20 protein-coding genes and 3 pseudogenes are annotated in these 21,621 nt (G+C 37.5%); 22 read left to right on the forward strand and 1 reads right to left on the reverse strand.

Annotation, left to right across the window (positions count from 1 at the left end; all coding sequences use genetic code 11):
• Positions 1-48 precede the first annotated feature (48 nt).
• The 4 genes from ppc to RDY04_RS01230 all read left to right on the forward strand — a co-directional run bounded on the left by ppc (position 49) and on the right by RDY04_RS01230 (position 6,131).
• Positions 49-2,871, forward strand: a complete 2,823-nt coding sequence (ppc, locus tag RDY04_RS01215) for a phosphoenolpyruvate carboxylase (RefSeq protein ID WP_295494768.1) — start codon at positions 49-51, stop codon at positions 2,869-2,871.
• 67 nt (positions 2,872-2,938) lie between these two features.
• Positions 2,939-3,973 (forward strand): DNA polymerase III subunit delta, encoded by a 1,035-nt coding sequence (gene holA / locus RDY04_RS01220; RefSeq protein WP_303952996.1) that lies wholly within the window; start codon positions 2,939-2,941, stop codon positions 3,971-3,973.
• A gap of 94 nt (positions 3,974-4,067) precedes the next feature.
• Positions 4,068-4,673: a superoxide dismutase SodA gene (gene sodA, locus RDY04_RS01225; RefSeq protein WP_303952999.1), complete on the forward strand. Its 606-nt coding sequence runs from the start codon at positions 4,068-4,070 to the stop codon at positions 4,671-4,673.
• A 96-nt stretch (positions 4,674-4,769) separates the two neighbouring features.
• Positions 4,770-6,131, forward strand: coding sequence for a serine hydrolase (locus RDY04_RS01230; RefSeq protein WP_374110357.1), 1,362 nt, complete (start codon positions 4,770-4,772; stop codon positions 6,129-6,131).
• 40 nt (positions 6,132-6,171) lie between these two features.
• Here RDY04_RS01230 and RDY04_RS01235 read toward each other — a convergent pair whose 3' ends face one another.
• Complete coding sequence (locus RDY04_RS01235; protein WP_303953002.1) at positions 6,172-6,819, reverse strand: A24 family peptidase; 648 nt, start codon at positions 6,817-6,819, stop codon at positions 6,172-6,174.
• A 108-nt stretch (positions 6,820-6,927) separates the two neighbouring features.
• Here RDY04_RS01235 and RDY04_RS01240 point away from each other — a divergent pair, with 108 nt between their 5' ends.
• From RDY04_RS01240 to RDY04_RS01320, 18 genes and pseudogenes are all read left to right on the forward strand, one after another.
• Entirely contained in the window at positions 6,928-7,449 is a 522-nt protein-coding gene (locus tag RDY04_RS01240; RefSeq protein WP_295495774.1) for a Dps family protein, read from the forward strand.
• An 88-nt stretch (positions 7,450-7,537) separates the two neighbouring features.
• Positions 7,538-7,975 (forward strand): Fur family transcriptional regulator, encoded by a 438-nt coding sequence (locus RDY04_RS01245; protein WP_295495771.1) that lies wholly within the window; start codon positions 7,538-7,540, stop codon positions 7,973-7,975.
• A gap of 181 nt (positions 7,976-8,156) precedes the next feature.
• Entirely contained in the window at positions 8,157-8,363 is a 207-nt protein-coding gene (locus tag RDY04_RS01250) for a YqgQ family protein (RefSeq protein ID WP_039976413.1), read from the forward strand.
• Positions 8,356-9,324: an ROK family glucokinase gene (locus RDY04_RS01255; RefSeq protein ID WP_278628632.1), complete on the forward strand. Its 969-nt coding sequence runs from the start codon at positions 8,356-8,358 to the stop codon at positions 9,322-9,324. The genes RDY04_RS01250 and RDY04_RS01255 overlap by 8 nt, the downstream gene beginning before the upstream one ends.
• Positions 9,325-9,462: 138 nt before the next feature.
• Entirely contained in the window at positions 9,463-11,313 is a 1,851-nt protein-coding gene (gene typA / locus RDY04_RS01260) for a translational GTPase TypA (protein ID WP_117646873.1), read from the forward strand.
• A 19-nt stretch (positions 11,314-11,332) separates the two neighbouring features.
• Complete coding sequence (locus RDY04_RS01265) at positions 11,333-11,602, forward strand: DUF3165 family protein (RefSeq protein WP_303953009.1); 270 nt, start codon at positions 11,333-11,335, stop codon at positions 11,600-11,602.
• 127 nt (positions 11,603-11,729) lie between these two features.
• Positions 11,730-13,082 (forward strand): UDP-N-acetylmuramoyl-L-alanine--D-glutamate ligase, encoded by a 1,353-nt coding sequence (murD, locus tag RDY04_RS01270; RefSeq protein WP_303953012.1) that lies wholly within the window; start codon positions 11,730-11,732, stop codon positions 13,080-13,082.
• Between the two features lie 3 nt (positions 13,083-13,085).
• Entirely contained in the window at positions 13,086-14,156 is a 1,071-nt protein-coding gene (locus RDY04_RS01275; RefSeq protein ID WP_303953014.1) for a UDP-N-acetylglucosamine--N-acetylmuramyl-(pentapeptide) pyrophosphoryl-undecaprenol N-acetylglucosamine transferase, read from the forward strand.
• A 9-nt stretch (positions 14,157-14,165) separates the two neighbouring features.
• Positions 14,166-15,290 (forward strand): cell division protein FtsQ/DivIB, encoded by a 1,125-nt coding sequence (locus RDY04_RS01280; protein WP_303953016.1) that lies wholly within the window; start codon positions 14,166-14,168, stop codon positions 15,288-15,290.
• 125 nt (positions 15,291-15,415) lie between these two features.
• Positions 15,416-16,792 (forward strand): cell division protein FtsA, encoded by a 1,377-nt coding sequence (gene ftsA, locus RDY04_RS01285; RefSeq protein ID WP_303953019.1) that lies wholly within the window; start codon positions 15,416-15,418, stop codon positions 16,790-16,792.
• Positions 16,793-16,820: 28 nt separating this feature from the next.
• Positions 16,821-17,826: pseudogene (gene ftsZ, locus RDY04_RS01290) on the forward strand (cell division protein FtsZ); the annotation flags it as partial.
• 161 nt (positions 17,827-17,987) lie between these two features.
• A pseudogene (locus RDY04_RS09520) lies at positions 17,988-18,143 on the forward strand (cell division protein FtsZ); the annotation flags it as partial.
• Positions 18,144-18,145: 2 nt separating this feature from the next.
• Positions 18,146-18,829 carry a YggS family pyridoxal phosphate-dependent enzyme gene (locus RDY04_RS01295; RefSeq protein ID WP_303953220.1) on the forward strand — a complete coding sequence of 228 codons (684 nt, stop codon included), beginning with the start codon at positions 18,146-18,148 and terminating at the stop codon, positions 18,827-18,829.
• A 4-nt stretch (positions 18,830-18,833) separates the two neighbouring features.
• Positions 18,834-19,415, forward strand: a complete 582-nt coding sequence (locus RDY04_RS01300) for a cell division protein SepF (RefSeq protein ID WP_303953023.1) — start codon at positions 18,834-18,836, stop codon at positions 19,413-19,415.
• A 3-nt stretch (positions 19,416-19,418) separates the two neighbouring features.
• The gene (locus RDY04_RS01305; protein WP_303953025.1) at positions 19,419-19,676 is read left to right on the forward strand and encodes a YggT family protein; all 258 of its coding nucleotides are present in this window, start codon (positions 19,419-19,421) and stop codon (positions 19,674-19,676) included.
• Positions 19,676-20,476 (forward strand): RNA-binding protein, encoded by an 801-nt coding sequence (locus tag RDY04_RS01310; RefSeq protein WP_303953223.1) that lies wholly within the window; start codon positions 19,676-19,678, stop codon positions 20,474-20,476. Before RDY04_RS01305 ends, RDY04_RS01310 begins: the two co-directional genes overlap by 1 nt.
• A 100-nt stretch (positions 20,477-20,576) precedes the next feature.
• A pseudogene (locus tag RDY04_RS01315) lies at positions 20,577-20,708 on the forward strand (DivIVA domain-containing protein); the annotation flags it as partial.
• A 12-nt stretch (positions 20,709-20,720) separates the two neighbouring features.
• The gene (locus tag RDY04_RS01320; protein WP_303953028.1) at positions 20,721-21,596 is read left to right on the forward strand and encodes a DivIVA domain-containing protein; all 876 of its coding nucleotides are present in this window, start codon (positions 20,721-20,723) and stop codon (positions 21,594-21,596) included.
• Positions 21,597-21,621: the final 25 nt, after the last annotated feature.

Raw genomic sequence — 21,621 nt, forward strand, 5'->3', positions numbered from 1 at the left:
AAAAGTGATATCATAAAAGGGTACTACATAAAGTAAGGAGAATACGGTTTGGCTTTTAACAAATTGGAAAGCAGTAACAACCAGGAAATCATCTCTGAAGAAGTTGGTATCTTGAAAGAATTGTTGGATGATGCAACATTAGGAATGGCTGGAGAGCAAGGCCTCACAACTATCCAACATTTGGTTGAACTTTATGATGAAGGTGACTATGTGGCCCTTACACAAGCCATTTCAGAAATGACAAATGACGATATGGTCGTTGCATCACGTTATTTCTCTTTGTTACCTCTCTTGATTAATATCTCTGAGGACGTGGATTTGGCTTATGAAGTCAACCACAAAAATAATATTGATGAATCTTATTTAGGTAAGTTGTCTGAAACCTTTGATGTTGTCGCTGAAAGCGACAATGCGCGTGACATTCTTGAAAATGTTAATGTCGTGCCGGTATTGACAGCTCACCCAACTCAGGTTCAACGTAAAACCATGCTTGAATTGACTAACCACATTCACGAACTTCTCCGTAAACATCGTGACGTTAAGGCTGGTCTTATTAACAAGGATAAATGGTATGCGGATTTGCGTCGTTATGTAGAAATTATGATGCAAACGGATATCATTCGTGAGAAGAAACTTAAGGTTAAAAACGAAATCACTAACGTTATGGAGTATTACAACTCCTCATTGATTAAGGCAATTACCAACCTATCGCATGAATTCAAACGTTTAGCGGTTGAAAAAGGTATCGAACTTAATAATCCAACACCTATTACAATGGGAATGTGGATTGGTGGTGACCGTGACGGGAACCCATTTGTAACGGCAGAAACTCTTAAACTTTCTGCGACAGTACAAAGTGAAGTTATCCTCAATTACTATATTGAAAAAGTTGATAACCTTTATCGCTCATTCTCACTCTCGTCACGTTTGACTGAAGTTTCAGAAACAGTAGCAGAAATGGCGAAACTTTCTCCAGATACATCTGTTTACCGTGAAAATGAACCATACCGTCGTGCTTTTAGTTACATTCAATCTAAATTGATTCAGACGTTTCTTTTCTTCAAAGAAGGTAACTTTAGCAAGGAAAGAGTTGCTAAGCGTCTTTCTGAAAATGTTCGTCTTGGATCAGTATCAACAGGCGAAGTAGTAGCTGATTTTGTGCAAGAACGTCTCAGCCAAAGTCTTCAAGCTGTCTCACAACAAACTACCGAGTTTTATGAAACAGCTGAAGCTTTCCATGATGATCTTTTGGCAATTAAAAATTCACTTCTCGAAAATGATGATTCTGTCTTGATTTCCGGTGATTTTGAAGAGCTTCTTCAAGCCGTTGAAGTCTTTGGATTCTACCTTGCAACAATTGATATGCGTCAGGATTCAAGCGTTCATGAAGCTTGTGTGGCAGAGTTGCTTAAATCTGCAAACATTGTTGACAACTATAGTGAATTGACAGAGGTTGAAAAGGTTGCTGTTCTTCTCAAAGAATTGCAAGAAGATCCACGTACCTTATCATCAACAAATGTATCTAAGTCTGAAACACTTGAAAAAGAATTGGCTATCTTCCGTACTGCTCGTCTTTTGAAGGACTATATTGGTGAAGAAGTCATCAAACAACATATCATCTCTCACACTGAGAGCGTCTCAGATATGTTTGAGTTAGCCATCCTTCTTAAAGAAGTTGGTTTAGTTGATACTGAGCGTGCGCGTGTCCAAATCGTTCCACTATTTGAGACCATCGAAGACTTGGAAAACTCTAATGAAATCATGAAACAATACCTTGGCTATGATATTGTTAAACGATGGATTAAGAACAGTAATAACTACCAAGAAATCATGTTGGGATACTCAGACTCAAACAAAGATGGTGGTTACTTATCTTCAGGTTGGACGCTCTACAAAGCTCAAAATGAATTGACCAAGATTGGTGAAGAGCGTGGCATTAAAATTACTTTCTTCCATGGCCGTGGTGGTACTGTTGGTCGTGGTGGTGGACCATCTTACGATGCTATTACATCTCAACCATTTGGTACTATTAAAGACCGTATCCGTTTGACAGAGCAAGGTGAGGTTATCGGTAATAAATATGGTAATAAGGATGCAGCATACTACAATCTTGAGATGCTTGTTTCAGCTGCTCTTGACCGTATGGTGACACGTCAAATTGCCGATCCAGAAGAATTGGTTGATTTCCGTGAGGTTATGGACGGAATCGTTCACGATTCAAATGTTATTTATCGTGACCTTGTCTTTGGAAATGAACATTTCTACGATTACTTCTTTGAAGCAAGTCCAATTAAAGAAGTATCAAGTTTAAATATCGGTTCTCGTCCAGCAGCTCGTAAGACTATTACTGAGATTTCAGGTCTTCGTGCCATTCCTTGGGTATTTTCATGGTCACAAAACCGTATCATGTTCCCAGGTTGGTATGGTGTGGGTTCTGCTTTTAATCACTATATTGAAGCTGAAGAAGGAAACCTTGAAAAACTTCAGCACATGTTTGAAACATGGCCATTCTTCCGTTCACTTTTGTCTAACGTGGATATGGTGCTTTCAAAATCAGATATGAATATTGCCTTCCACTATGCACAGTTGGCAGAGAGTGAAGAAGTTCGTAGTGTCTTTAACATCATTTTGGATGAGTGGCAGCTGACTAAGAATGTCATTCTTGCGATTGAAAAACATGATGACTTCCTTGACGAAAGTCCATCTCTTAAAGCAAGTTTGGATTTCCGATTGCCATACTTCAACGTCTTGAACTACATCCAAATTGAATTGATTAAACGTCTTCGTAATAATAATCTGACTGATGACGAAATTAGTCTTATTCATATTACTATTAATGGTATTGCAACAGGACTTCGTAACTCTGGTTAATAAAGTGAGGTTCATCGCTTCGGTGGTGAGCTTTTTGTTATAATGAAAATTCTGATATAATATAACCATGATTGCTATGGAAACGATTGAAAAACTGACCAGAGAAAAACTCCCCATGATAACTGTCTTGGTTGGTGAGGATTTAGGGCAGTATAGTCAGGCTAAAGAAAAATTTTTAAAACAAATTGGTTTTGATCCGAGCGACTTGACCTATTCCTATTTTGATATGTCTGAGACTGATTATCAGGATGCTGAACTCGATTTGGAAAGTATGCCTTTTTTTGCCGATGAAAAGGTGGTTATTTTTGATCATTTCGCAGATATGACCACTGCTAAAAAGTCTTATCTGGATGATAAAGCATTGAAACGTCTTGAAAATTATCTTGAATCACCTGTAGAAACAACGCGTCTTGTCTTAATGGCTTCTGGAAAGCTCGATGGGAAGCGTCGGTTGGTTAAACTCCTAAAACGTGATGCTTTGGTACTGGAAGCTAATCCTTTAAAGGATGCAGAGCTTAGAACTTATTTTCAAAAACAGGTACATCAAGGAGGGCTCATTTTTGATAAAGGGGTATTTGAGGAACTCTTAGTCAAGTCAAGTTTTGATTTTTCAGATATTCAAAAGAATTTGGCGTTTTTAAAAGGATATAAAACTGAAGGGAATATCTCACTTCAAGACATTGCGGAGGCTATTCCTAAAAGTTTACAAGATAACATTTTTGATATGACTCAACTTCTTTTGAGAGGACAGATTCAGGATGTTCGTGAATTGGTTCATGATTTACGATTGCAAGGAGAAGATGAGATTAAGTTGATTGCTGTTATGTTGGGACAATTCCGCACCTATCTGCAAGTCAAATTGTTGTCTGCTCAAGGCAAAAGCGAGCAACAAATTGTTTCAAGTCTTTCAGACTATCTAAGTCGGAAAGTTAATCCATTTCAGGTTCGCTATGCTATAAGAGATAGCCGTCATTTATCAGTTGCATTTTTAAAGACAACGATTAAGATTCTGGTTGAGACAGACTATAAGATAAAAACAGGAACTTTAGATAAAGATTATTTATTTGATTTAGCACTTTTAAAAATAGCGTCAAACCGCTAAAAAATAGAGCTTTCCAAGATTTTGTAAGCAAAATTTTTGAAAGCTCTATCACTTTACGATAAAATAAAGAAAAAATGAAAAGAGGACCTTTACTATGGCTATTATACTTCCAGATCTTCCTTACGCTTACGATGCTTTGGAACCATACATTGATGCTGAAACAATGACTCTGCACCACGACAAACACCATGCAACTTACGTGGCAAATGCTAATGCTGCGCTTGAAAAATACCCTGAAATTGGTGAGGACCTTGAAGCGCTTTTGTCTGATGTAGAAAAAATTCCAGTAGACATCCGTCAAGCACTTATTAACAATGGTGGTGGACATCTTAACCACGCACTTTTCTGGGAACTTTTGTCACCAGAAAAACAAGAACCAACTGCAGAAGTAGTAGCTGCTATTAACGAAGCATTCGGTTCATTTGAAGCTTTCCAAGAAGTTTTCACTGCGGCAGCGACAACTCGTTTTGGTTCAGGTTGGGCATGGCTTGTGGTTAATGCAGAAGGTAAACTTGAAGTTGTTTCAACTGCCAACCAAGATACACCTATCTCAGACGGTAAAAAACCAATCTTGGCACTTGATGTTTGGGAACATGCTTACTATCTAAACTACCGTAACGTACGTCCAAACTACATCAAAGCCTTCTTTGAAATCATCAATTGGAATAAAGTTGCTGAGCTTTACGCAGCAGCTAAATAAGTCTAGAATCATCCTCAGTTTTGAGGGTGTTTTTTTGTAATATGGTTGTAAAATCTCCTTGCTTTTTAGGATATTATAGCTTAAACTATTATTATTATGAAAAAATATTCAAGTGAAAAGTATAGTGGAGGCTCCCGAAAAACTAAATACAAGAAGAAAGATTCGGTAAAACAAGACCTTCAAAAAGACGTTAAGAAAGACAGTAAAGATAGTAAAAAAGACGTCGAAAGAAGCTACGAGAAGAATAACAAAAAAGATAAGAAAAAGGTTTCTAAAAAACCAGTTGAGGAAACATCGGTACCAGTAGGACACAAGGAAAACGAAGCAAAAACTGAAACCTTGGCACTTAGAAGTAAGCGCTCTAAGAAATCTAAAGCTAGATCAAAATCATCTCGTAATGATAAAAAAGCTTATCTTATCTTAGCTTTCCTAGGTGTTTTGGTAATTCTTTTGTTTGTTGCTATGCTTGCTTTAGCAGGACGTGGTAAACAAGCTGGTCACACTGGTGGCCTTGGAAATATCTTCGGATCTAGTTCTAAAGTTACTAAAAAAGAAGACAAAGAAAAAGAGGAAAAGGTAACTCCGACTAATAAATCAGCTGAAGCTAAACAAGCGGTCATGGAAGCAGATGCAGATACCATGTATGGTAATGGCTTGTATTATGATTATGCTAACATGACATTGAACCAAGTGGTTGAAGCATTTATGGCTGACCAAGGTATTGAGTCTAGTCAAATTGCCTTTTCATATAAAAACACCAAGACAAATGAGCAATTCTCTATGAATGATACTCAGCCAATGACTGCAGGATCAACTTATAAATTGCCACTAAACATGCTTGTCATGGATGAGGTTAATAAAGGTAAACTTTCTTTAACTGAACGTTTTGATATTACTAATACTGAGTATGAATACCAAGGTGAACATGATAATTATGTTGCTGCTTTCGGTGGTTCAATGACTATTCCAGAGATGCAAGAATATTCTCTTGTATACTCTGAGAATACTCCTGCCTACGCTTTGGCGGAACGTCTTGGTGGTATGGAAAAATTCTATGGCATGCTCGATAAATACGGTAAATCAAAAGGTGAAGTGAAGACTATCCAAATGCATGGTAATAAGACAACAACAGATTATTACATTCAAGTTTTGGATTATCTCTGGAAACATCAAGATGATTACAAGGATATTCTCAACTACATTGGTGAGTCATTCCCGAATGAGTATTACAAGACTTATCTTCCTAATCTGACAATTTATCAAAAACCAGGTTATGTTCGTGAAGCACTTAACGTTGATGCTATCGTCATGGAAGACACACCTTATATGGTTGCAATCTATACCCGTTACCTAGGTGGTTCAACTGAGGAATCAGATGAAATTAGTGGTTGGGGTCTTCAACAATTGGGAATGCTTTCTTATGTTATTAATGAGTGGCACCGTGTTAATATGAATTAATACTGAAAAAGCCGAGTTTATCGGCTTTTTTTCTATACTATTACATGAAGGTAAGAATTAGAACACTCATAAAAAGAAATGGGACAAAAGCGACTGTTTCATTAGGGTTTCTACGTACTAGGAAGTACGTAAGCCCAAATAGGCAAGCTAGTTCAATAGCTAATAGTATTTTGGAAAATGGGAAAATGAGGGAGACACTGGCCAAATAGAGAAAATCACCTTCACCAATATTTAAACGTTTGATATATGACAGAGCGGCTAGACTTATTCCTAAGGTAAAAGTGAGGTAGTGATTTCCCAAACAAAGGAGAGGTAGTGTTCCAAGAATCCAAATTAGAAGGGGATATGATTTATTTTTTAAATCAAAAATAGTTACACAAAGACTAAAAAGAAGCAAATAGGTTCTTCCGAAATCTAGGTATTCATAGAAATAAAGAAGAATTATTCCTCCACAAAACAATTCCAAGAAGAGGTAACGGTATGGGATAGAGCTTTGACATAACCGACATTTGAACCTTAAGAAAAGTTGTGATAGGATAGGAATCATTTCGAAAAAACGTAACGGATGCCCACACTGACCGCAGTGGCTTCTAGGAAAAATAATTGACTTCTCAGGAAAACGATCACAAATTAATCCAATAAACGAGCCTAAAGAGGCACCAAGAAAAAAATATAAAATACTAAGCATACCTAATTATTCGAAAAAAGGCAGAAAAAGCGTTTTACTTGCATCTTATTTAGAAATATTCTAAAATATAAGTATAAACAATAATAATTCTAAATAAGGAGAAAGAATATGACACATTCAATTAAAGAAACAATCAATGAAACAGTTAACCATCAAGCAGAGACACCAACAAATACAAAAACCAAAGCAGTATTAAATCAAGCGGTTGCCGATTTGTCTGTAGCAGCTTCTATCGTGCATCAGGTTCATTGGTATATGCGTGGTCCTGGTTTCCTTTATCTTCACCCAAAGATGGATGAATTGATGGATAGTTTGAATGCTCATCTTGATGATATCAGTGAGCGTTTGATCACTATTGGTGGTGAACCTTACTCAACTTTGGTAGAGTTTTCATCTAATTCAGGTTTGACTGAAACTACTGGTACATTTGATAAATCAATGTCTGATCAAATTCAGTTATTGGTAGATACATACAAATACTTGTCTGTTTTGTTCCAAGTTGGTTTGGATATCACAGATGAAGAGGGAGATGCTCCTTCAAATGATATCTTTACAGCAGCAAAATCAGAAATTGATAAGACAATCTGGATGTTGACTGCAGAACTTGGGCAAGCACCAGGCTTGAAATAATCAAATTTTAAGTTAAGTTGTTTGTCAAGAGCTCCTCTAAAAGTGTATAATAGACACAAAATACTTTTAGAAGAAGGGAGGCGGCGATATGTCTGAGCATCGACGTAGTCTAGGTGTTTATGAAGATGTCCTGAATCAGTTAAAAGCTAAAGGGATTCGATTGACCGAATCTCGTAAAGCTGTGATCCGTTATTTGATGATGTCTGATCAACATCCTAGTGCTGATGTGATATATTATGACCTTCTCCCTGATAATCCGGGTATGAGTTTGGCGACGGTCTATAACAACTTGAAAGTGTTGGTTGAAGAGGGAATTGTCTCTGAAATTAAGGTCAATAATGATAATACAACATATTATGATTTTATGGGCCATGACCACTTAAACATTGTTTGTGAAAAATGTGGTCAAATTACTGATTTAGATTTACCGATTCCGTCTTTCAAAGAGGAGGTAGAATCGCAAACAGGATTTCGCATCACTCGTGAGCAGATGATTTTGCATGGCGTTTGTCCGAATTGTCAATAGATAAGAGCCTAAGTCAAACGGCACTATACCAATAAAATGAGATACAAGAAAACACTCCTGTTGAATTTTGATAAACTAGAAACAGGAGTGTTTTGTTGGCTTTTTGTCTAGTTACATAATAATCTGTAAAGGTTTTCAAAATTATCTTGTCATGCCTTAAGCTTTTTGCTAAAATATTTCTATGAAAACATTATATGACGTTCAACAGTTGTTGAAGCAGTTTGGGATAGTAGTTTACTTGGGTAAAAGGCTATATGATATCGAGATGATGAAGATTGAATTGGAAGCTCTTTATCAGAATGCTTTGATAGACAAGGAAAACTATCTTATTGCTGAAATGATTTTACGACGTGAACATCGCATTGAAATGGAGAAAGAAAATGAGTAAGAAACTCTTAGGTATTGACCTTGGTGGAACAACTATTAAATTTGGTATTTTGACTGCAGATGGTGAAGTTCAGGAAAAATGGGCTATTGAGACAAATACGCTTGAAAATGGTACCCACATTGTTCCTGACATTGTAGAGTCTTTGAAACACCGTTTGGAAATGTATGGACTTACTGCGGAAGATTTTATTGGAATTGGTATGGGATCTCCAGGTGCAGTTGACAGAGAAAATAAAACAGTAACGGGTGCTTTTAACTTGAACTGGGCAGAAACTCAAGAAGTTGGCTCTGTCATTGAAAGAGAACTTGGTATTCCATTCGCCATTGATAATGATGCTAATGTGGCTGCACTGGGTGAACGTTGGGTTGGTGCTGGTGCTAACAATCCGGATGTTGTCTTTGTAACATTGGGAACAGGTGTTGGTGGCGGTGTTATCGCTGATGGTAACTTAATTCATGGTGTTGCCGGTGCTGGTGGAGAAATTGGTCACATTATTGTTGAACCTGAAACAGGATTTGATTGTACTTGCGGAAACAAGGGGTGTCTGGAAACTGTAGCTTCAGCAACAGGTGTTGTACGTTTAGCACATCATTTGGCAGAAGGATACGAAGGAAACTCTTCTATTAAAGCTGCTGTAGACAATGGTGAGCAAGTGACAAGTAAAGATATCTTCGTAGCTGCTGCTGAAGGTGATAAGTTTGCTAATAGCATTGTTGATAAAGTCTCTGAATACCTTGGACTTGCAACAGCAAACATCTCAAACATTCTTAACCCAGATTCTGTCGTTATCGGTGGTGGTGTTTCTGCTGCAGGAGAATTCTTGCGTAGTCGTGTTGAAGGATACTTTACACGCTATGCATTCCCACAAGTTCGCCGTACAACAAAAGTGAAATTAGCGGAGCTTGGAAATGATGCGGGAATCATTGGAGCTGCTAGTCTTGCTTGTAGTATTGACAAATAATGAGATAAAGTGTGCCTAACCGGATAAGGGAAGGTAGCACTTTTTTTGTTGAAAAACGTTTACAATTATCTGATCTCTGCCATTTTATTGAAAATGTGGTATACTTGAAAAGTTGAAATAAATAATAAAGAGGAAAAAATGACTAAACTTAGAGAAGATATCCGTAACGTTGCCATTATTGCCCACGTTGACCACGGAAAAACAACACTTGTAGATGAATTGTTGAAACAATCACACACCCTTGATGAACGTAAGGAACTTGATGAGCGTGCAATGGACTCTAACGATCTTGAAAAAGAGCGTGGTATTACCATCCTTGCTAAGAATACAGCCGTTGCTTACAAAGGTACTCGTATCAACATCATGGATACACCAGGTCACGCGGACTTCGGTGGAGAAGTTGAACGTATCATGAAAATGGTTGACGGTGTTGTTCTTGTCGTTGATGCTTATGAAGGGACAATGCCTCAAACACGTTTTGTGTTGAAAAAAGCACTCGAGCAAAACTTGACACCTATCGTTGTTGTTAACAAGATTGATAAACCATCAGCTCGTCCTGAAGAAGTTGTTGATGAAGTTCTTGAACTTTTCATCGAACTCGGTGCAGATGATGATCAGTTGGAATTCCCAGTTGTGTATGCATCAGCGATTAACGGAACATCATCATTGTCAGATAACCCTGCTGATCAAGAGCACACTATGGCTCCAATCTTTGACACTATTATTGACCACATCCCAGCTCCTGTAGATAACTCAGATGAGCCTCTTCAATTCCAAGTGTCACTTCTTGACTACAATGATTTCGTTGGACGTATCGGTATTGGACGTATCTTCCGTGGAACTGTAAAAGTCGGTGACCAAGTTACCCTTTCAAAACTTGACGGAACAACAAAGAACTTCCGTGTTACTAAACTTTTCGGTTTCTTTGGTTTGGAACGTCGTGAAATTGAAGAAGCAAAAGCTGGTGATTTGATTGCCATCTCAGGTATGGAAGACATCTTCGTTGGTGAAACAATTACACCAACTGATGCTGTTGAACCATTGCCAGTTCTTCGTATTGACGAACCAACACTTCAAATGACTTTCTTGGCTAATAACTCACCATTTGCAGGTCGTGAAGGTAAACACGTGACATCACGTAAAGTTGAAGAGCGTCTTTTGGCAGAGTTGCAAACAGACGTGTCTCTTCGTGTTGATCCAACTGATTCTCCAGATAAATGGACTGTCTCAGGTCGTGGTGAATTGCACTTGTCTATCCTTATCGAAACAATGCGTCGTGAAGGATACGAACTTCAAGTATCTCGTCCAGAAGTTATCATCAAAGAAATTGATGGTGTGAAATGTGAGCCATTTGAACGTGTTCAAATTGATACTCCAGAAGAGTACCAAGGTTCTATCATCCAAGCTCTTTCAGAACGTAAAGGTGATATGCTTGATATGCAAATGGTTGGTAACGGTCAAACACGTCTTATCTTCCTAGTACCAGCTCGTGGTCTTATCGGATTCTCTACTGAATTCTTGTCTATGACACGTGGTTACGGCATCATGAACCACACCTTCGACCAATACTTGCCAGTTGTTGCTGGTGAAATTGGTGGCCGTCACCGTGGTGCCCTTGTTTCTATCGATACAGGTAAAGCAACAACTTACTCAATCATGCGTATTGAAGAACGTGGTACAATCTTTGTTAACCCAGGTACTGAAGTTTATGAAGGTATGATTGTTGGTGAAAATGCTCGTGAAAATGACCTTGGTGTCAATATCACTACAGCAAAACAAATGACAAACGTGCGTTCAGCTACTAAGGACCAGACGGCTGTTATCAAGACTCCACGTATCTTGACACTTGAAGAATCACTTGAATTCTTGGATGATGATGAATACATGGAAGTAACACCTGAATCTATCCGTTTACGTAAACAAATTTTGAATAAAGCAGAGCGTGATAAAGCTAATAAACGTAAGAAAAAAGCAGCGGAAGCTGAATAATCTTTAGAGAGGAGAAGAGATGTTTTATCTGATTGTTGCCATATTGATTGCTTCATTCTATTTCTTTATTGCACCAAAGTCGGTAAAAAACACTATGAATCTTCTCTTTGTCATGGCTACCTTAGCATTGCTCTTGCTTTTAGCAGTGTTATCAATCATTAAATTCTTCAGTTTGCCTGGTGAGTTCTTTGTCACGGTAGGAATGCTTGCATTGAGTTATTTCACCCTGAAAGATTTTTTCGCCATGTCAGAGCTTAATCATGAAAAAGCTGAATATGAAGATAAATAAGTAGCATGAGATTAAAAGTCAATCAAATAGATTGGCTTTTTCTTTTGCCAAGAAGAGGTAACTCCTTGAAATAGCTTGGGATAAAGGGTAAAATGATTATGATACAATTTGAGAGAATGGACGAATTATGAAATCAGTAACACAATTTGAAAATAAAAAAGTTTTGGTCCTTGGTTTGGCTAAATCTGGTGAAGCAGTTGCCCGCCTATTGGCTAAGTTGGGTGCTATTGTCACAGTAAATGATGGTAAACCATTTGAGGAGAATCCATCAGCACAGGCGCTTCTTGAAGAAGGGATTAAGGTTGTCTGTGGCGGACATCCTCTTGAACTATTGGATGAAAATTTTGAATTAATGGTGAAAAATCCTGGAATTCGTTATGACAATCCAATGGTAGCTCGTGCACTTGAAAAAGAAATTCCAGTTTGGACTGAAGTTGAGTTGGCTTACCTAATCTCTGAAGCACCAATTATCGGTATTACAGGTTCAAATGGTAAGACAACAACGACAACTATGATTGCTGATGTCCTAAACCATGGTGGCAAATCGGGTGTCTTGTCTGGAAATATCGGTTTCCCTGCGTCAGAAGTTGCACAGTCAGTAACTGATCAAGATACCTTAGTTATGGAATTGTCTTCTTTCCAATTGATGGGGATTGACAGCTTCCATCCACATATTGCTGTGATTACGAACTTGATGCCGACACATATTGACTATCATGGTAGTTTTGAAGAATATGTGGCTGCCAAATGGAATATTCAAAACAAAATGACAACAGACGATTTTGTTATTTTAAACTTTAATCAAGACTTGGCTAAAGAGTTGGCTACACAAACAAATGCACAAGTCGTGCCCTTCTCAACTGTGGAAAAAGTAGATGGTGCCTATCTTGAAAATGGTGGTCTCTACTTCAAAGGTGAATTGGTGATGCAAGCCGATGAGATTGGCGTTCCTGGTAGTCACAATGTTGAAAATGCCTTGGCAACGATAGCTGTAGCAAAATTGTCAGGTATTTCAAACCAAGCCATCAAGGAAACCCTCGCAAGCTTTGGTGGGGTTAAGCACCGCCTCCAATTCGTTGACACTATCGATGAAGTGAAATTCTATAATGACAGTAAGTCAACAAATATTTTAGCGACACAAAAAGCACTTTCTGGTTTTGATAATGGCAAAGTCATTTTGATTGCTGGTGGTTTGGACCGTGGTAATGAATTTGATGAACTCATTCCTGACATTACTGGTCTTAAGAAAATGGTGATTTTAGGGGAATCAGCTCCTCGTGTCAAACGTGCTGCTGATAAAGCGGGCGTGACTTATCTTGATGCCAAAGATGTGGCAGATGCGACACGTATTGCCTTTGAACAAGCTAGTGCAGGAGATGTTGTCCTGTTGAGTCCCGCTAACGCAAGTTGGGATATGTACAAGAATTTCGAAGTGCGTGGTGATGAATTTATCACAACCGTTGAACGATTGAAGGGATAGGCTATGGCAAAATCGAAAAAGATTGTTTTTACTGGTGGTGGAACAGTTGGACATGTGACCTTAAATCTTATCTTAATTCCAAAGTTTCTAAAAGATGGATGGGAAGTGCACTATATCGGTGATAAACATGGTATCGAACACGAACAAATTGATAAGTCTGGTTTAGATGTAACCTTCCATAGTATTGCTACAGGTAAACTACGTCGTTATTTTTCATGGCAAAACATGTTGGATGTCTTTAAAGTTTGTTGGGGGATTCTACAGTCAATTGCAATCATTGCTAAGATTCGTCCCCAAGCACTCTTTTCAAAAGGTGGATTTGTATCTGTGCCGCCAGTTATTGCATCTAAATTATTAAGAGTCCCTGTATATGTTCACGAGTCTGACTTATCTATGGGCTTAGCCAATAAAATCGCATACAAGTTTGCAACTACTATGTTTACGACTTTTGAACAACCAAAAGCTTTGGTGAAGACAAAGCATGTCGGTGCTATTACTAAAGTGGGTATGACAAGGTCTGATAATTCAGATCAACTAGATAAGGTTAAAGAACAGTTTGATGAGAAACTAAAAACAGTCCTTTTTATTGGGGGATCAGCTGGTGCAAAGGTGTTTAATGATTTTATTAGCAAAACTCCAGAACTGATTGAGCACTATAATATCATCAATATATCTGGGGATTCTTCATTAAATACCCTGGAGCGTCATCTTTATAGAGTTGATTATGTGACAGATTTGTACCAACCTCTTATGGATATGGCGGATTTAGTTGTAACTCGTGGTGGTTCAAATACTATTTTTGAATTGTTGGCTATGAAAAAACTTCATTTAATCGTTCCTCTAGGAAAAGAAGCTAGCCGTGGGGACCAACTTGAAAATGCTGACTATTTTGAAAGCAAGGGTTACGCTCGTCAATTGCAGGAACCGGAATTAAGTTGGGAGACATTAAATCACGAGCTTGAACAACTTGTTGAACATGCAGAGACTTACAAAGAAGCTATGGCTAAATCTGAGGAAATCACTTCTCCTGATGATTTTTACAACCTATTAGTGACTAGTATTTCAAATAAATAAAGGAATTTCATGGCAAAAAAGGATCAAAAATCACAAGAAAAAAAAGTTCTGACGGAGTGGCAGAAGCGAAATCTAGAATTTTTGAGAAAAAAAGAAACCAAAGATTCAGAAAAGATGACTGACAAAACAGGCGTTTATCCAGAAAAAGCCACATCTCAGGAGAACAAAATACCAGTAAAAAAAAAGGTCAAGAAGAAAAAAAGAAAAAAAGTCAATACGACTAGCAATATTCCAATTGCACAACAAAATCTTGCAGGCCTTGTTATTTTTATAGCTGCGATTTTAATCGTATTTTCACTCTTCTTTATCTCGCCTTGGTCTAAGCAAAAGATTCTTACAGTATCAGGAACAAAAAATGCTCTACCAGAAGATGTGAAAGTTGCAAGTGGTATTCTTGATACAGATTATATTACTCACGTCTTTTTCAACCAAGAAGAGGTTGCATCAACTGTTGAAAAGACTAACGTTTGGGTCAAAAAGGCTACTGTAACTTATAGTTTCCCAAATCAATTTAATATTGCAGTGAAAGAATATCCAATCGTGGCTTATCGTCAAACATCAAATGGATATGTTTCTATTCTTGGAAATGGTAAGACTGGAGGGACTGTTTCAACAGGAAATATACCAGATAAATTTATCACTTTAAAGATGGATGATGAAAAGAAAATTGAAGGGTTGGTAAAAAAATTGAATAAACTTGATAGTAAAATCAAGAATAATATTCAAATTATTAATTTAACGCCTACAAAAGCAACTACAGATTTGTTGACAATTGAATTATATGATGGAAATTCTATTCGCGTTCCCCTCTCTCAATTAACGAGTAAGTTACCTTATTACGAGAAAATTAAGAGTAACCTTTCAAATGGAAGTATTGTAGATATGGAGGTTGGCCTCTATACAACAACTCCTGAAGTAGAATCATCAAAAACTGATAAGGATAAAAAGAAAGATAAAAACAAGACAGATAAGAAGGAAGATAAAGAAATTTCTGACGAGGGCCAAGAAACAACGACACTAACTGAACAAAATACTGAGGAAGAATCTAATGCTGAAAATTCGGATATTCAAGGAGTAGGAAATCCGAGTGTTAATCAAGATAGAACTCTTCAAACTTCCCCTATTCAAGGCTAATATTGAATAATAAAAACGTAAAATGCTGACATTTTACGTTTTTTTATGGTACAATAGTATCCGAATAATTCTGTATTTATACAGTTTACAAAGATATTGAATGGAAAGATTGAGAGGTCGAGTGAATGGCTAGAGATGGCTTTTTTACAGGATTAGATATAGGAACTAGCTCGATTAAGGTTCTTGTTGCTGAGTTTATTGATGGATCAATGAATGTCATCGGAGTAAGTAATGTTAAGAGTTCTGGTGTGAAAGATGGCATCATTGTTGATATTGACGCTGCAGCAAAATCAATCAAAACAGCTATTGAGCAAGCAGAAGAAAAAGCTGGTATTGTGATTGAGCAAGTGAATGTTGGGCTTCCAGCCAATCTTCTTCAAATTGAGCCTACACAAGGTATGATTCCTGTAACAAGTGAATCAAAAGAAATCAAAGATGAAGACGTTGAAAGTGTTGTTCGCTCAGCCTTGACTAAGAGTATTACACCTGAGCGTGAGGTTATCTCACTAGTTCCTGAAGAATTTATCGTTGATGGTTTTCAAGGGATTCGTGATCCTCGTGGAATGATGGGGATTCGTCTTGAAATGAGAGGCCTCATTTACACAGGACCAACAACAATTCTTCACAATCTTCGTAAGACAGTTGAGCGTGCAGGTATTCAGGTTGAGAATATCATCATCTCTCCTCTTGCAATGACTCGTGCTGTCTTGAATGAAGGTGAGCGTGAATTTGGTGCTACTGTTATTGATATGGGTGGTGGCCAAACGACTGTTGCAAGCATGCGTGCTCAAGAACTTCAGTTTACCAATATTTACTCTGAGGGTGGCGAATATATCACCAAGGATATTTCAAAAGTCTTGAAAACATCTATGCAAATTGCAGAAGCGCTTAAGTTTAATTTTGGTAATGCTGACATTGGAGAAGCGAGTGAAACTGAAACTGTTCAGGTAGAGGTTGTAGGTGAAAATTCACCTGTTGAAATCACTGAGAAATATCTTGCTGAGATTATCTCAGCTCGTGTGAAGCATATCTTGGATAGAGTTAAACAAGACTTGACACGAGGTCGCCTACTTGATTTGCCTGGTGGTATTGTCCTTGTAGGTGGAACAGCCATCATGCCAGGTGTGGTTGAAGTTGCTCAGGAAATTTTTGAGACAAATGTGAAACTTTATATACCTAACCAAGTTGGTATCCGTAATCCAATGTTTGCAAATGTAATTAGTCTTGTTGAGTATGTTGGTCTCCTTACAGAAGTTGATATTATTGCTCAGCAAGCTGTGTGTGGTGAAGAGTATCTTCGTCGTAAACCTATCGACAATGAGGTGTCTACCCTGAGTTTTGATAGAACTCCTACTCCAGCACCTCGAGTGACTCCACAACCAAATCGTATTCCAGTTGAGAATACCGTTGAGGTACCTCTACCGGTTGATGAAGAAAATCATGAACAAAAACAAAAACTCGGAGATCGTGTTCGTGGAATCTTCGGAAGTATGTTTGATTAATTGAATCTAGTAAAAGCGAGGAAATAAAATGAGTTTTTCATTTGATAGTGCATCAGTTCAGGGTGCGGTAATTAAAGTTATCGGTGTCGGTGGAGGTGGAGGAAATGCCATCAACCGAATGATTGAAGAAGGTCTTGCTGGTGTTGAATTTATTGCAGCTAACACGGATATTCAAGCGCTCAGCTCTTCTAAAGCAGAAACAGTTATCCAATTAGGTCCTAAATTGACTCGTGGTCTTGGTGCTGGAGGTCAACCTGAAGTTGGTCGTAAAGCAGCTGAAGAAAGTGAAGAAACACTTACAGAGGCACTTACAGGAGCTGATATGGTATTTATCACTGCTGGTATGGGTGGTGGTTCTGGTACAGGGGCAGCACCAGTTATTGCACGTATTGCTAAAAGCTTAGGTGCATTGACAGTAGCAGTGGTTACACGTCCATTTGGATTTGAAGGTAATAAGCGTGGTTCCTTCGCTATTGAAGGTATTCAAGAATTGCGTGAGCAAGTTGATACTCTTCTTATTATCTCTAACAACAACCTTCTTGAAATCGTTGATAAGAAAACTCCACTTCTTGAAGCCCTTAGTGAAGCAGATAATGTCCTACGCCAAGGGGTACAAGGGATTACAGACCTTATTACCAACCCAGGTTTAATCAACCTCGACTTTGCTGATGTGAAAACAGTTATGGCAAATAAAGGCAATGCGCTTATGGGGATTGGTATTGGTTCTGGTGAAGAACGTATTGTTGAAGCTGCACGCAAAGCAATCTATTCACCGCTTCTTGAAACAACTATCGATGGTGCAGAAGATGTTATTGTTAACGTAACTGGTGGCCTTGATATGACTCTTACAGAGGCAGAAGAAGCATCTGAAATCGTTGGCCAAGCTGCTGGTAACGGTGTTAATATTTGGCTTGGTACATCAATCGATGATACTTTGAAAGATGAAATTCGTGTAACGGTTGTTGCAACAGGGGTTCGTCAAGATCGTGCTGAAAAGGTATCTGGTATGAAAGCTCAACCACGTAAAGTGACTACAGCTCCTTCACAACCGTCAGTTCCTACTCAGCAAGTGGCTCAAGAACAACAACGTCCAGGTTTTCAAGCTTCATTTGAACGTCAACAGAACTTAGACTACAATGAAACACCTTCAATGTCACAATCAGGAGTTCGTCCTGCTGTGGCAGTATCTCAACAAGAGCAGTCAGCTTTTGGACATTGGGATTTGAAACGTGATAATATTTCTCGTCCTGAAACAGGTGAACTTGATAGTCAATTAACGATGTCTACATTCTCAAGTGATGTTGAAGATGACGATGAATTGGAGACACCACCATTTTTTAAAAACCGTTAATGATGACTATAGAAGATAATAAAAATGCTATTTATCAAGCGGTAAAAAGAGCATGTAAAAAAGCTAATCGCTCTAGCGAAGAAGTGAATATAATTGCCGTAACTAAGTATGTTTCAAGTGAAATCGCTGAAGAATTGGTTGAAACGGGAATTAAACACATTGCTGAAAACCGTGTTGATAAATTTTTAGATAAGTATCAGGCATTAAAAAAATATGATTTGACATGGCACCTCATTGGTAGCTTACAACGTCGAAAAGTAAAGGATATTATTAATTTAGTTGATTATTTTCATGCTTTGGATTCTGTTAAATTGGCAGAGGAAATTCAAAAGCGTGCGAATCATACCATTAATTGCTTCCTACAAGTTAATGTCTCAGGTGAGGAGTCGAAACATGGTTTTTCACCTGAAGAACTTGATACTGTTCTAAATCACATTGAAAATCTTGATAAAATTTGTATAGTAGGGCTAATGACTATGGCTCCAATTGATGCGAATACTCAAGAACTTGATAAGATTTTTGCTGAGACAAATGAACTTAGACAATCAATTCAAGATAAAAAAATAAAGAATGTTCCTTGTGATCAACTAAGCATGGGGATGAGTCGAGACTATGACATGGCTATTCAGAATGGATCAACCTTTGTTAGAATAGGCAGTGCATTCTTTAAAGAGAACGGAGAATAACCTTATGGCAATAAAAGATGCAATTGATAAAATTGTTTCATATTTTGATACCGACGAAGTAACAGATTATGAAGATGTTGCTAAAGAAGAGGCTAAAGAACGTCCAGTTAAAGTACAGAAAACTGGGCATACATCCCCTCGACAGCAACGTAAACCTGAGCGTCCTCAGGCAACAGTCCCTCCTCGTCGCCAACATATCAATTCAGACGTACAGGAAACTCAAGTCCTTCGTAGTTTACCTTTGAGTCGATCACAAGCTAATCAGGGATCCCAACAAATGAATATAACTAAAACTACAATTGCAATTAAATATCCTAAAAAATATGAAGATGCTCAAGAAATTGTAGAACTTTTGATTGAAAATGAATGTGTTTTAATTGATTTTCAATATATGTTAGAAGCACAAGCTCGTCGTTGTTTAGACTTTATTGATGGTGCTAGCAAGGTACTTACAGGAAACTTACAAAAAGTTGGTTCTTCCATGTACTTGCTCACACCAATCAACGTTGTTGTTGACATCGAAGAGATTGGTTTGACTCATGGAAATCAAGAAGCTACTTTCGACTTCGACATGAAGAGACGTTAAGCCATGTCTGTACTACTATATGTTATTTGGGCACGTATTGTTAACTTAGTAGAGATACTCCTTGTAATCTATGCTTTGTTATCTTGGTTTCCAGGAGCTTATGATACAGTTCTTGGGAAGACTATTAGACAAATTGTTCAGCCAATTCTTGCACCATTTCGTAGGCTGAATTTGGTTTTTGCTGGTATTGATTTTTCAATTATCGCAATTATACTTTTGTTAAATTTCTCTCTTAGTATTCTTAAGGTTGTCCTATTTTGATGTTTGAACCAAAAAATATTGAACAGCATTACTCGTTAGAAGAACGTCTTTTTTTAGAAAAGGTTAGGGGATTTTGTCAATTAGTTGAAGATCGGTATAGCCCCTATTTGACTGATTTCTTAAATCCTCGTGAAATCCAGATTGTCAAAGATTTAGCAAATTACTATAATTTAAAATTCTTTGTAAGTTCAACTTTTGATAACGAAGAGTATGGAAGAGTGATTCTTGCACCGGATTATTATGAGCTTGATGAAGATGACTTTGAAATTAAACGATTAGAGATTTCTTATGCTAGACAATTTAATAAATTGATACACCCCAAAATTTTGGGCGCACTGATCAATCAACTTGGTCTTGAACATCAAGTATTTGGAGATGTCATTCTTGATGAAGAAGGCCGAATTCAATTTAACATTGCTTCTCATCTAGCCAGCTATGCAATAATGACTATTACTAAAATCGGTAAGGTTTCAGTTACGCTTAGAGAAGCAAGTAAAGATGATTGGATTTCAAATCAAGAAAAATATTCTCAATCTTTTGCCTTGCTTTCTAGTATGCGTCTTGATAATGTGTTAGCTACAGTATTAAAAATATCACGTTCAAATGCTGTAAAGCTAATTGTTTCAGGAAAAGTCAAACTTAATTATAGGCAAATTGAGAAAGCTGATCAGACAATATCTATTGGTGATATGATTTCAGTTAGAGGTTTTGGACGATTTCGTCTAGCTCAACAAGAAGGAATTTCTAAATCAGGAAAAGCTAAGGTCGTCATCGACAGTCTTCTAAGACGACAAAAATAGGTATTTAATTTAAAAGCATCAGAGATGCTAATGAAACTTGAGGAGATCTGTAATGACAATTATAGTTCTTGATATTATCAAAAAATAGTTTACAACTAAATTTTGTGGATATAATGAACAAGAAGTAGATGATTTTCCTGATATTATCGTAGATGGTTATGAAGATTTAGTTCATGGAAATCGTGAACTTGTTGCTCATGTAAAAGAGTTTGAAGAAATGGTAAAAAAATAAAGGAGGCCTGTAATGGCAATCACAGCACTTGATATTAAAGATAAACAGTTTACCACTAAATTTCGTGGATACAATGAACAAGAAGTAGATGAATTTCTTGATATTATCGTAGATGATTATGAAGATTTAGTTCGTGACAATCGTGAACTTTCTACTCGTGTAAAAGAGCTTGAAGAAAAATTGGCTTATTTTGACGAAATGAAAGAATCATTGAGCCAGTCAGTTATCTTGGCTCAAGAAACAGCTGAAAAAGTTAAAGCTTCAGCAGCAGATGAATCAGCTAACTTGATTAACAAGGCCAACTTTAATGCGACACACTTGGTTGAAGAAGCTAAATCTAAGGCATCTGAAATTCTTCGTGATGCTACAGATGAAGCAAAACGTGTTGCCATTGAAACTGAAGAACTTAAACGTCAAAGCCGTGTTTTCCACCAACGTCTTTTGGCCGCAGTTGAAGCTCAACTAAACTTGGCAAGTGCTCCAGAGTGGGGGGAATTGTTGCAACCAACAGCTATTTATCTTCAAAACTCAGATGTTGCCTTTAAAGAAGTTGTTGAAAAAGTGCTGGATGAACATGTTCCAGATTCAAATGATGCTGCTTCATTCGATGCAACTCGTCAATTCACTCCTGACGAAATGGCTGAACTTCAACGTCGCGTTGCTGAAAGCAATAAACAAGTTGAAGATTTCTCTAATCCAGATGTTGACGAAACAAATGATATTACTTCAACTCCAGTATACTTTGGTATTTCAGATTCATTTGAAAGCGAAGCAGCCAATTTTCCAACTTCTGCACCTGTAGATGAGGACTTTGATTTGCAACCGGATGTAACTAGTGAAATCAACCTTAATGAAACACAAACGTTTAAATTGAATATTAGCGAATAAGAAAAATACAACTTACCAAGTATAT

Origin of the sequence: uncultured Streptococcus sp. (assembly GCF_902463925.1) — a bacterium.
Classification (GTDB): domain Bacteria; phylum Bacillota; class Bacilli; order Lactobacillales; family Streptococcaceae; genus Streptococcus.

Bases quoted from the DNA above. Each gene is read 5' to 3' on its own strand.
- holA (WP_303952996.1), top strand. From the start codon at position 2,939: ATGATTGCTATGGAAACGATTGAAAAACTGACCAGAGAAAAACTCCCC.
- sodA (WP_303952999.1), top strand. From the start codon at position 4,068: ATGGCTATTATACTTCCAGATCTTCCTTACGCTTACGATGCTTTGGAA.
- RDY04_RS01230 (WP_374110357.1), top strand. From the start codon at position 4,770: ATGAAAAAATATTCAAGTGAAAAGTATAGTGGAGGCTCCCGAAAAACT.
- RDY04_RS01235 (WP_303953002.1), bottom strand. From the start codon at position 6,819: ATGCTTAGTATTTTATATTTTTTTCTTGGTGCCTCTTTAGGCTCGTTT.
- RDY04_RS01240 (WP_295495774.1), top strand. From the start codon at position 6,928: ATGACACATTCAATTAAAGAAACAATCAATGAAACAGTTAACCATCAA.
- RDY04_RS01245 (WP_295495771.1), top strand. From the start codon at position 7,538: ATGTCTGAGCATCGACGTAGTCTAGGTGTTTATGAAGATGTCCTGAAT.
- RDY04_RS01250 (WP_039976413.1), top strand. From the start codon at position 8,157: ATGAAAACATTATATGACGTTCAACAGTTGTTGAAGCAGTTTGGGATA.
- RDY04_RS01255 (WP_278628632.1), top strand. From the start codon at position 8,356: ATGAGTAAGAAACTCTTAGGTATTGACCTTGGTGGAACAACTATTAAA.
- typA (WP_117646873.1), top strand. From the start codon at position 9,463: ATGACTAAACTTAGAGAAGATATCCGTAACGTTGCCATTATTGCCCAC.
- RDY04_RS01265 (WP_303953009.1), top strand. From the start codon at position 11,333: ATGTTTTATCTGATTGTTGCCATATTGATTGCTTCATTCTATTTCTTT.
- murD (WP_303953012.1), top strand. From the start codon at position 11,730: ATGAAATCAGTAACACAATTTGAAAATAAAAAAGTTTTGGTCCTTGGT.
- RDY04_RS01275 (WP_303953014.1), top strand. From the start codon at position 13,086: ATGGCAAAATCGAAAAAGATTGTTTTTACTGGTGGTGGAACAGTTGGA.
- RDY04_RS01280 (WP_303953016.1), top strand. From the start codon at position 14,166: ATGGCAAAAAAGGATCAAAAATCACAAGAAAAAAAAGTTCTGACGGAG.
- ftsA (WP_303953019.1), top strand. From the start codon at position 15,416: ATGGCTAGAGATGGCTTTTTTACAGGATTAGATATAGGAACTAGCTCG.
- RDY04_RS01295 (WP_303953220.1), top strand. From the start codon at position 18,146: ATGACTATAGAAGATAATAAAAATGCTATTTATCAAGCGGTAAAAAGA.
- RDY04_RS01300 (WP_303953023.1), top strand. From the start codon at position 18,834: ATGGCAATAAAAGATGCAATTGATAAAATTGTTTCATATTTTGATACC.
- RDY04_RS01305 (WP_303953025.1), top strand. From the start codon at position 19,419: ATGTCTGTACTACTATATGTTATTTGGGCACGTATTGTTAACTTAGTA.
- RDY04_RS01310 (WP_303953223.1), top strand. From the start codon at position 19,676: ATGTTTGAACCAAAAAATATTGAACAGCATTACTCGTTAGAAGAACGT.
- RDY04_RS01320 (WP_303953028.1), top strand. From the start codon at position 20,721: ATGGCAATCACAGCACTTGATATTAAAGATAAACAGTTTACCACTAAA.